This window comes from Laspinema palackyanum D2c (assembly GCF_025370875.1).
GTDB classification, from domain to species: Bacteria; Cyanobacteriota; Cyanobacteriia; order Cyanobacteriales; family Laspinemataceae; genus Laspinema; species Laspinema palackyanum.
Genome location: NZ_JAMXFD010000012.1, coordinates 56,598 through 68,655, shown reverse-complemented (window position 1 = coordinate 68,655; position 12,058 = coordinate 56,598). Strand labels below are relative to the sequence as shown.

The following is a 12,058-nucleotide window of genomic DNA, read 5'->3' as shown; positions in this document are numbered from 1 at the left end:
AATCTGATGGCGATCGCAATTTTAGACTACCAAATCGGCGAACTACTCCACGAAAGCAGCAACTCCCGAATCTATCGCGCCGTGGGTCTATCCGATAACCAACCCGTTATCCTCAAACTGCTCAATCAAGCCTACCCCTCCCCGGAAAAAATCGCCCAGTTTAAGCGGGAGTATGAAACCACTAGGTCTCTAAATTTTCCCGGGATCATCAATGCCTATCGCTTAGAAAGGTCGGAGCGTCAATGGGTGATGGTGATTGAAGATTTTGGCGGGGTTTCCCTCAAGACAATCATTCAAAATCAACCTCTAACCCTGAGTCAATTTTTACCCATTGCCATTGTTATTGCCGACATCTTGGATCACGTCCATCAGCAACAAATTATCCACAAAGATATTAACCCCAGCAACCTCGTTCTTAACCCCACAACTCAAGAACTCAAACTTATCGATTTTGGTATTTCCACCCAACTCAGTCGAGAAAATCCCACCTTTCGCAATCCGAATCTCTTAGAAGGAACCCTCCTCTATATTGCCCCAGAACAAACCGGACGGATGAATCGCACTGTAGACTATCGCAGTGATTTTTATTCCCTCGGGGTGACCTTCTACGAACTGCTTACCGGCAGAGTTCCCTTTCCCAGCGATGACCCCCTGGCCCTGGTGCATTCCCATCTCGCTCAACAACCCATTCCACCCCATGAGCTTAATCCAGGGATTCCTGAAGCAATTTCGCACATCATCTTAAAATTGATGTCCAAAAATGCGGAAGACCGCTATCAATCCGCTTATGGATTAAAGAGGGATTTAGAAGAAGGTTTGCGCCAGTGGCAAAACACTGAACAAATCCAACCTTTTCCTCTCGCGACTCAGGATAGTTCGGACCGATTCCAATTGCCGCAAAAACTGTATGGACGGCAGCAAAAAATCGCCGAACTGCTCTTGGGGTTTGAGCGAGTTTGTAGCGGTGGACAGACTGAACTGATGCTGGTAGCGGGATATTCTGGGATTGGGAAATCAGCCTTAGTCCAGGAAGTTTATAAACCGATTACCCGTCAACGGGGTTATTTTATCTCCGGCAAATTTGACCAACTGCAACGGGATATTCCTTATGCTTCTCTGGTGCAAGCCTTTCGGTCTTTAATCTTGCAATTGCTGACAGAAAGCGCGACCCAAATCGCCACTTGGCGGGAGAAACTGCTGACGGCACTCGGGCCTAATGCACAAATTATCATTGATGTCATTCCCGAACTGAAAGCCATCATTGGTGAACAACCCCCTATCCCCGAACTTCCGGGAACAGAAGCGGAAAATCGCTTTAAATTAGTCTTCCAAAACTTTATCCAAGTCTTTACCCAAGCGTCACATCCCCTGGTTGTCTTTTTAGATGATTTGCAATGGTCTGATAACGCTTCCCTGAAATTGTTAGCACTTCTGATGACCACCCCGGCGAGTCAGTATTTATATCTCATCGGGGCCTATCGCGATAACGAAGTTTCCTCCGCACATCCCTTGATGCTCACCCTAGAGGAACTTCAAAAAAACCAAGCGATCGTCAATCAAATTTTTCTGACTCCGTTGAGTCTGAGTGATGTCACCCAGTTGGTTGCCGATACCCTAAATACTACGGAAGAAATTGCCCAACCCCTGGCGGAGTTAGTAGAGGTCAAAACTAAGGGAAATCCATTTTTTCTCACCCAGTTTTTAAGCTCTCTTTATAAAAATAAAATCTTAAATTTTGACTCGGACCGTCGCTGCTGGCAGTGGGATATTCATCAAATAGCGGCCCAAAATATTACAGATAATGTGGTGGATTTGATGGTAGAGCAAGTTCAAAAACTACCCGAAACTACCCAAACTTGCTTAAAATTAGCGGCTTGTATGGGCTATCGCTTTGACCTAGAAACTTTGGCCCTTGTCTCTCAGAAATCCCGTTCAGAAACGGCAGCCGCATTATGGGAGGCCATCTCCGAGACTTTGATTTTACCCCTGGGGGACGACTATAAGCTAATGGAATTGGATATCCCCGAGATTGCAGAGGGGGTAACAGTGGGGTATAAATTTGCTCATGACCGCATCCAGCAAGCGGCTTATTCTTTAATTCCGGACACTGATAAACAAGCGGTCCATCTAAGAATTGGTCAGTTATTCCTCGAAAATATCCCCTTAGAAAACCGCGAGCAGAATATCTTTGATATCGTCCATCAACTCAACTTGGGCCGGGAAGCCATTGTTGAGGAATCCTTACAACAGGAGTTAGTTTTATTAAATGAGAGAGCTGGTAAAAAAGCCAAAGCCTCGGCTGCTTTTAAATCGGCCTTACGTTACTTCCAGACGGCGATCGAGTTACTTCCCCAAAACAGTTGGGAAGATCAATATGATTTAACTTTGGCCCTGTATTTAGAAGCGGTTGAAGCCGCCTTGTTTAGTGCTTCTTATGCCTTGATGGAAGAATTCAGTGAAGTAATTTTGCACCAAGCTATCACGGTTTTGGACACCGTGAAAGTGTATGAACTGAAGATACAAGGGTATGTTGCACAGAATGAACTAGGAGAAGCGAAAAAAAGTGGGCTAGAAATTCTGGAACGGTTAGGAATGCCACTTCCGGAGCAACCCACTCCCTCTGATATTGGGCAGGCGATGACAGAAACTCGATCAGTTTGGGCAGGAAAGCGGATTTCCGATTTAATTGATATGCCACCGATGCTCGACCCTTATAAGTTGGCAGCCACTCGGGTTTTTGTGAGTTTATCTAGCGCTGCCGCTATTGGATTTCCTGAAATTTATCCCCTCATTTTACTCCGGATGGCTGGTTTATTCCTCCAGTATGGTACTACCTCTCAATCTCCAGGAGGATATGTAGCTTATGCCATACTTTTATGTGGGGTAGAAAATGATTTAGAATCGGGATATGAATTTGGTTTATTAGGTTTGAATTTACAGAATCGCCTAAACACCAAAGAGATAGAAACCAAAACTTTATATATTTTTAATACGTTCATTCGACACTGGAAGGAGCCTATCCGCCATAGCGTAGAAAAATTGTTACAAGCCTATCAAAGTGGATTAGAAACCGGAGATATCCTGTATGGGGGTTCTGCGTTGTTGATGTACTGCGTCCATTCCTACTGGGCAGGCCAAGAACTGCTTCATATCAACAATGCAATTTCTACTTACAGCGATGAACTCATCAAATTAAAGCAAGCTATATCGTTACGGTGGATGGAATCGTTTCGAGAATCGGGTTTTAAGCTATTAACTCCGACTGAAGAACCTTGGACGCTCAATAGTGATACGTTTGATGAATCGAGTCAACTGTTATCTTATCAACAAACAGGGGATAGAATTGCGCTTTGTTTGAGTTATTTAAACAAAATCATGTTGTGCTACCTGTTTGAACGGTTCCCAGAAGCGGCTGAAAATGTAGCCTTGGGGGAAGAGTATGTGGGAATGGCGATCGCCCAGTATCCGGTTCCTCTCTTCCATTTCTACGATTCCCTCACCCACCTCGCCCTCTATCCCGAGTCCTCCGAACCCGAACAACAGCGCATCCTGGAAAAAGTCACTGCCAACCAGGAAAAAATGCAACTTTGGGCGCAACACGCCCCCATGAACTACCTGCATAAATATTATCTCGTCGAAGCCGAACGCGCCCGAGTCTTGTGCAACCCCTCCGATGCCCGAGACTACTACGATCGCGCCATTACCCTCGCCAAAGAACACGAATACCTCAACGAAGAAGCCCTCGCCTACGAACTCGCCGCCCGTTTCTACATCGCGCGCAACATCCCTCACTTAGCCCGCTTCTACCTCCAAGAAGCCCACTATGCCTATCAACGCTGGGGGGCCACCGCCAAAGTTCAACACCTAGAAACCCGCTATCCCCAACTCATTGAGTTAAGAACCTCCACCGGCAGCAAACTCTCCGCCACCTCCACCAGTGGCAGCAGTTCCGGGGAAACCCTGGATATCGCCACGGTGCTCAAAGCCTCCCAAGCGATTTCCAGCGAAATCCAACTCAATAAACTCCTCGCCCAACTCCTGAATCTTGCCATAGAAAATGCCGGTGCACAAAAAGGCGTGCTGATTTTATCGGACAATAATCAACTCAAAATTGAAGCCGCCAAACTCCCAAATGGGGAAGTCCAAATCCTGGAATCCCTCCCCCTAGAAACCGGAAATTTTGTCCCCCCAAGTATCATTAATTATGTCGCCCGGACTCAGGAAAATGTCATCCTTGCCAACGCCACCGAAGAGGGAATTTTCACCTCAGAACCTTACATTCTCCAACAGCAAACCCAATCCCTTCTCTGTGCCGCCATTGTCAACCAAGGCAAACTCATCGGCATTCTTTACCTGGAAAACAACTTAGCAACCGGCGCATTTACCCCAGAACGGATTGAACTGTTACAAGTCATCTCCGCCCAAGCCGCAATTTCCTTAGAAAATGCCCAACTCTATCGCACCTTAGAAGATAAAGTCATTGAACGGACTGCTCAACTCGCGGAAGCCAACGAAGAAATCAGCGCCTTGAATGAGATGCTCAAATCCGACAACCTGCGGATGAGTGCAGAACTGGATGTCACCCGCCAATTGCAACAGAAAATGTTGCCTCGCCCTGAAGAATTGCAAGCGATTCCTGGGTTAGAAATCGCTGGATTTATGGAACCGGCTGATGAAATCGGGGGAGATTATTATGATGTGTTGAACCATGAGGGACATATCAAAATCGGGATTGGGGATGTCACGGGACATGGATTAGAAGCGGGAATGGTAATGGTGATGGTCCAAACTGCTGTGCGGACTTTGTTGGTGAATGATGAAACGGATTATGTGAAGTTTCTCAATACCATCAACCGGATGATTCATGATAACGTGCAGCGGATGCGGACGGATAAGAATCTGACGTTGGCGTTACTGGATTATGCCGATGGCCTGTTGCGGATTACGGGACAACATGAGGAGGTTTTGGTGGTTCGGGGAACGGGAGAAATTGAGCGACTGGATACGGTGGATTTAGGATTTCCTGTGGGATTAGAGATGGATATTTCTGATTTTATTACTCAGGCAGAAGTGGAGTTAAATCCTGGGGATGGGGTGGTGCTTTATACCGATGGGATACCGGAGGCGGAAAATATGGCGGGAGAGTTCTATGGGATGGACCGATTGTGTGAGGTGGTGTCGCAGTATTGGCAGGAGTCGGTGGAGGCGATTCGAGAAGGGGTGATTCAGGATGTGCGGGAGTTTATTGGGGAACAGAAGGTGTTTGATGATATTACTTTGGTGGTGATGAAGCAGCGGTGATGGGGAGGATGGGGGAGATGGGGAGGATGGGGGAGATGGGGAGGATGGGGAGGATGGGGAGGATGGGGAGTATGCTTACAAGAGTACGTTTTTCATGTTCATGGTGATTCGCCTTTCTATGAACTGCACCTCCGGTCCCCTCCCCTTGCCAAGGTCCGGGTTAGGGTGGGGTCCGCGTTATGTGGCGATTCCCTACGGGATAGCTCCGCTTACCGCCACATAACGCACTCTTTCCAGCTTAAGCGCCTGTATGTAGGGGGGTCCAACCTCTTTCTTCGTGACGCGCGATCGCCTCGTCACTATGACCCTCTACCCAATCATTCTTCCTGACTTGGCTTGGCCACGTCAGGAGGACCCCACCCTAACCCTCCCCAAGACACAGGGGAGGGGACCGGAGGGAGGCGTACTTAAATTTGAGGTAAATCACCATAATTGCTCCCGATCGCCTTCTATGAAGTGAGAATCCCTAATGCCGATCGCTCATCAGGCGATGGAGGAGCAGGGGAGCAATATCCGTAATCGGGAGAATATACTGCGCCGCATTTAAGGCGATCGCCTCTCGGGGCATTCCAAACACCACAGAACTGGCCTCATTTTGGGCGATCGTCACCCCCCCTTGCTTGAAGAGTTCTAACATCCCATCCGCCCCATCGCGACCCATGCCTGTGAGCAAAATTCCCAATGCGGCACGGCGATAAAACTTCGCCACGGCATTAAACGTCACCGTCACCGAAGGGCGATGTCCCGAAACTGGACCGAGAGTTGAATACAGAAACCGACCGCTATTATCCAACTCTAAATGCTTTTGTTCCGGGGGAAAATAAATAATTCCCGCTTCGGGTCGTTCACCAGCCGGAGCAATTTTCACCGGCAAGTGACATTCCGAACCCAACCAATCCACCAACCCCTTCAAAAACCCCTCACTAATGTGCTGCACACAAATCACCGGCACCGGAAACTTCGGAGGCAGTTGAGACAAAATCGTATGTAACGCTTGGGGTCCTCCAGTCGAAGCCCCGATCGCCACAATTTTTACCCCCCGAAATGAACCCGCCGCATCCGGACTCGCAGGCGCAGAGGGATAACGAGGAGTCGGGGTGTAAGACGAGGGAATTTTCACGGTTTGAACCACCGGCTCAACTCGCTTCTGTTCCGGGATGAGGATTTTGCCAGCATTTTTAGGGGGAAGAACCTCCGGGGATGCGCGTCGGGTCTCCCGATGTTCTGCACCCCGACGATGCAACGTAAACACCGTCACCCCAGATAACACTTTAATCTTAGAAATCAGTTCGTGGCGAATCGCCTCAAAATTCCCCATCACCCCCTGTCGAGGTTTGGGAAACACATCCACCGCCCCTGCCTTGAGCAAATTAAAGACCGTATGAGTATCCTCCGCTTGTACCGAAGAACTGATCACCAAAATCGGGCAGGGGAACCTTGCCATCACCTCTTTGGTAAACTCCAACCCGTCCATTTTCGGCATATGCAGGTCGGTACAAATCACCTGGGGATGAACCTGGGGAATCAACTCCAACCCTTCAATTCCCGTCCTTGCCGTCCCCACAATTTCAATCTCGGGAGTTGATCCCAGTAGGCGCTTAAAAATCATCAACGCCACTAGAGAATCCTCCACCAGCAAAACTCGAATCGGCTTTTTGTTCATACTTTACTCTGGCTGCTGCTTACCCTGGGACCCATCACCGAACCCGGTTCAGGTAGGAATCGGGAACTCCCTCTATAGCGAGTCTAAATCAGCCGTTTGAGCGTTTGTAATAACAGGTCTTGATTGAAACTGCTTTTGGGAATGTAGGAATTAGCCCCGGCTTCGGCCCCCCGGCGTTTATCATCATCACTCGCTAGGGAGGTCACCAGAATAATCGGCAATTCAGAATATTCCTTATGCTGACGAATTTTGGTCACTAGCCCTAAACCATCCAAATTCGGCATTTGGACATCGGAGATCACCGCATCAAAGTTCCGAGTTCTAAGTTTATTGTAGCCATCGACACCATCCACAGCGGTGACGACCTCATATCCCGCATTTTCGAGAATGCGTTTTTCTTGGGTGCGGGTGGCGATCGAGTCTTCTACGAGCAAGACTAATAATTTGCGATCGCTCTCGGGCTGCGGTTTCGCCGGAGCAATAGATTTTCTCGGCTTTCGCACAGACTTGAGCAAGTCATGGGGATTTAACACCATACAGACTTCCCCAGTTCCCAAAATCGTTGCTCCCGCCACATTCCGGACCCGTTTGAGCAGTTTGCTTTGGGGTTTAAGCACCACATCTTGCTCATCCACCAAGGCATCCACCAGGATTCCCAGGCGTTCTTCCCCCACTTGGAGAATAATGCAAGGCAGACTGGAAGTATTCATGCTTTTGGAGGAATTGAGAATGCCTCTTGGGGGCAGTTCCAGCAAATCGGCGAGTTTGACCACAGAAACGGGTTGTCCGTCTAAAATAATCGTTTCCCGTCCTTCTAGGGCAAAAATATCGCTCTCCGGAACTAAACGAGCCAGTTGCACGAACTCCACCGGCAGGGCGTAGGCAATCCCTTCTACTTCAACCAGGAGAACATGAGCTGTGGCGAGGGTGGTGCCCAGAGATAAGCGCAGGGTGGTGCCCACTCCCGGGGTGGAGTCAATATGAATACTGCCTTTGAGCCGTTCGACGTTGGTGCGAACCACATCCAGTCCCACCCCGCGCCCAGATACCTCGGTGACGAAGGTCCGGGTGGAGAATCCTGGGGTGAAAATTAGGCTATGGATTTGGTGGGGGGTCATGGCAGCGAGTTCTTCTTCTCGGCAGATTCCCCGCTTGAGGGCGGTTTGTTTGATTTTTTCTAGGTCGAGTCCGCGCCCATCATCGCGGATTTCGATGACGATGTTGTTGGCGGTTTGGTAGCCTTTGAGGATAATGGTGGCTTTGGGGGGTTTGCCTTTTTGTTGGCGATCGCCAGGGGTTTCGATGCCGTGGTCGATCGCATTGCGGATGATATGCATCAACGGGTCTTTCATTTCTTCCAGGATGCGCTTATCGGCGCGGGTGTCTCCCCCTTCAATCAGCAGTTCTACTTGCTTGCCTTCTTGTTTGGCTAAATCCCGCACCATCCGAGGAAATAGGGTAAAGATGGTGGATAAGGGCAGCAGGCGCAAGGTCCGGATGCCTTCTTCGAGTTCCTCGGCAATGGTGTCGAGGCGGGCGTTATCTTCATAAACTGAATTTCTGAGGCGGTTGACAATTTGGCCGAGGCGTTCGAGTCGGTCTTCGATGCGATGATGAAAGCTTTGCAAGCGGTCTAAGGAGCCATTGCGGTTGCCCCGCATGACTTCTTCGAGGGCAAAGCGATTGACAAAGCTATCGCGACTCCATTCTTCCCAGAGGGTGACAATTTCTTCGACTTCCGAGAGGCGATGGGCAATTCGGATTTTGCTGACGGTGAGTTCCCCGGTTTGGGTCATCAGACTATCCAGATTGCGGGTTTCGACCCGAATGGTGTCGATCCGGTAGTTGCTGGTATCGGTTTGAGCTGGGGTGACTGGGACGAGGGGGGGCAGGACTGGAGGTTGAGCTAGGCCGGAGTCTCGACGGCGATCGCCCCCTAGGGGTGGGGGAGGTGGGCTACTGCCCAGGGGTTTAGAGTTCCCCGGAATCGGATGTTTTTGAGCCACATTATGCCCATTGACTGTGGCGCTGACTGTGGCCGGGGAACTGGCGGCGATTTCTACCTGGGATATGACCTCTAGCATTTCAAAGCGGGCTTCTTCTAGGGCTTGTTCCCGGTTTAGGTCGCTCTGTTCCTCCGTTGCCTGGAAGCTTTCTGTCCCTTCGGTTTCCGTTACAGAGTCTACCCGGTCTAAGGTCTCTTGGAGACTGTCCCTCTGTTCCGGGGGGATCGGTTCTCTGGGTGGGGAGTTTTCGGTTTCCTGGGGTTGGGGTGGCGCGCTTTTAGTTTCGGTCTCCTTGGTGTCGGAGGAAGCGCCCATTAAGTAGGCGAGGACGTAAAAGGTATTGACTCCGGCATCTTCGCCGGTGACGGATTCCTCAACGAGTTTGGCGATCGCATCTAAGCCATGATAAAGGCGATCGCACAACTCTGGGGTTAAGGGGGTTTCTTTGCGCTTAACCGTTCCCAGCAGATGTTCCCACTGATGTGCCAGGGTGGCAATATCTTTCACCCCCAGCATTCCCGCATCTCCTTTCAGACTATGGGCTTCTCGCATCAATTCTTCGAGTTTCCCCAAGTCATCCGGCTGCTGTTCTAGGTGCAATAACCCTTCGTTGAGTTTCTGCAGATGCTCTTCACTGGCTACTTTGAATGTAACTCTGAGTTCTTCATCGTCGATCATCATGGTTTTAGCTCCTCCAAAGTCCGATTTAGGGATTCCTGGGGGATAATTTCCCCTACCTTGAAGATTCCCCTTTTTTACTCAAATTTCCCCCGGTTCTCCTCGGCCTGTTTCCCGGCGTGATCGACTCGGTTTTGGACCGGTTTAATTTTGGCAATCCTGGCCCAAAACTCTCCAGATTGATTCGAGTTTTCATAAGCTCATTTTAACAGTTTGGACCCATTCCTAAAGGCCAATCTTTTGGGGGGTGAAATTGGCAATCTTTTTGCTCCTATCATCCCCGGTTTAGTTCCTGAACTGATGGTGAACTTGGTCGTTCCTGGTATGGTTTTCACCCTGATTTTCTGGTAACTTAACTGCTTGTTGAGGAGAGACCTCCATTGAGGAGCAGTGAGGAGCCAAAACTCCGAGGCGATCGCCCGCTGGATTCCTGAACAGGTTGCTCAATGAACAGTCGCCGATTCAGACGGCAAACCCCACCCACAGGAGTTTTCCCTCCCTGAATCTCGGGAGATTGAGGCCCAATTCCCCGACGTTCCCGCTCTTTCTCCGGCCCAAGTCTGGGTCTGGGGACTCTCTCCACCTCTGGGCCTCATCGAAACGGCTGCGATATTTTGGCCTATTGCAATTTTCGCATAATTTGCGGACAAAGGCAAGGGAAAGCACCTCTGATGGATGCCTGATTTCCCAAGGGATAACCGGATTCAGGATAATTCAGCGGGAATACAAGATGCCTCCCTGACTGATTCCTATTCGCTCTCCAAGAAAGAGCAAAGCCCTAACTTGTGAATCCCCCAGAACCCCAATAGAAAGAATACTCAGACCATTTCTTTGAGGTCGAGGGCGGCTTGATTGAGTTTTTCAGTGCCCATTTTTGCCTGAGAAATACTGTTAACAGTTTCTGAGGCAATTCTATTTAGGGCATTCATGGCTTCAAAAACCTGCTGAATGGCGATCGCCTGCTGTTGGGCGGTTAATGAAATTTGTTGCGTATTATTAACAATTTCATCAATCGCTTCCACCACTACTTCTACGGTTTTTGTCCCTTCTTCTGTAACCTGAACGGTTAGGGAAGTGGCCGATTGAATTTCTTTAACCAGAGAATTAATGCGATCGGCACATCGGCCACTGTGGTCCGCCAGTTTGCGAATTTCTGTGGCAACCACCCCAAATCCTTTCCCCGCTTCCCCCGCCCGAACGGCTTCAACGGAAGCATTGAGGGCTAACATATTCGTTTGATTGGCGATATTGCTAACGTTACTGGCAATTCCATCAATTTGAGACAGTTGTTGGGTGAGTTGTTCGATGCGGTTGGCAATCTGATGGACGGTTTGTTTTAAACTGGTATTTTGCTGTCCAATCTGGCGATTGCGGGATAGAAGGGTGGAGTTATTGGAACCCAAACCGTAGGACAGATGCACCGGCAGTTCATGATGGGTGGAGGAATCCACTAAGTTTAAGACCAGAATCGCGTTAGCCGCAGCAGATTCGGCTTGTTCCGCAGTGGCTTTGGAGGATGCATTCAACTCTTCCATTGAGCTCGTCGTTTGGTTGACGGAAATCGCTTGAGCGTTCGTGGAAGTTTCCTGGTGACTGAAGGTAGCGGCAAATTCCGTAGAGGAGGTTGCCACTTCATGAATGGCACGTTCGATGCGATCGCGGATGCTAGAGGCGAGTTTGGCACCAATGGCGATCGTCATCAACCCCACGAGGGCACTTCCCCACCCGGCAACGGCGAGGGACAAATGTAACGCTGCTTGCGCTTGTACTTTTCTAGCCGCCACTGTCTCTCGTTCTTGTTGGACAAAGGCATTGTAAATCGACTCGATATCCCGGACGATATTGCTACTTTGGTCCGTTGAAAATAAGGCCACCGCTGCCTCCCTTTGACCCGTTTGTGCCAGTTGGAGCATTTGCAGATCAGCTTGTCGCAGTTGATTTCCTAACTGAGTGTACTCCTGAAATCGCTGCCGTTGTACCGGGTCCTCCAGTTGAGCAATTTTGGGTTCTAAGCTATTAATCAACCGGCTATAGGACTCGCTACCTGTTTCAAATCCTTGGCGATGGCGATCGGTTGCACTCACCAAATATCCTCGGGTTGAGCGTTCCATGCGAATCGCTTGCAGGGTGGCTTCGGCCAAATGATCAATGACTTCTGAAGAAACCCCAATCTGTTCATCGAGTTCCTCGGCTTTTTTAACCGTTGAAACAATCAGGGTAGCCAGTACACCGGACACTAACAATGGGATAATAATGCAGGCAAGAATTCGTCCCCTCAGTTTTAAGCTGTCCAACATAATCAGATGATGACTCCTTAATTTTGACCTCAACCCACCGATTTAAACCGGGTTTATTGCAGCCCTGAGTGGCTTACCTCAATTATGATGAGATTTCCCAGAAGGAGGTGCGT

General features: G+C 49.4%; 4 protein-coding genes. 1 reads left to right on the top strand and 3 read right to left on the bottom strand.

Annotation, left to right across the window (positions count from 1 at the left end; genetic code table 11):
• Positions 1-6: 6 nt before the first annotated feature.
• Positions 7-5,301: an AAA family ATPase gene (locus NG795_RS15380; protein ID WP_367289535.1), complete on the top strand. Its 5,295-nt coding sequence runs from the start codon at positions 7-9 to the stop codon at positions 5,299-5,301.
• A 466-nt stretch (positions 5,302-5,767) separates the two neighbouring features.
• Here the strand turns inward: NG795_RS15380 and cheB are convergent, their stop codons facing one another.
• From cheB to NG795_RS15365, 3 genes are all read right to left on the bottom strand, one after another.
• Positions 5,768-6,964 carry a chemotaxis-specific protein-glutamate methyltransferase CheB gene (gene cheB / locus NG795_RS15375; protein ID WP_367289534.1) on the bottom strand — a complete coding sequence of 399 codons (1,197 nt, stop codon included), beginning with the start codon at positions 6,962-6,964 and terminating at the stop codon, positions 5,768-5,770.
• 83 nt (positions 6,965-7,047) lie between these two features.
• Positions 7,048-9,648, bottom strand: a complete 2,601-nt coding sequence (locus NG795_RS15370; protein ID WP_367289610.1) for a hybrid sensor histidine kinase/response regulator — start codon at positions 9,646-9,648, stop codon at positions 7,048-7,050.
• A gap of 818 nt (positions 9,649-10,466) precedes the next feature.
• Positions 10,467-11,945 carry a methyl-accepting chemotaxis protein gene (locus NG795_RS15365; protein WP_367289533.1) on the bottom strand — a complete coding sequence of 493 codons (1,479 nt, stop codon included), beginning with the start codon at positions 11,943-11,945 and terminating at the stop codon, positions 10,467-10,469.
• Positions 11,946-12,058 lie beyond the last annotated feature (113 nt).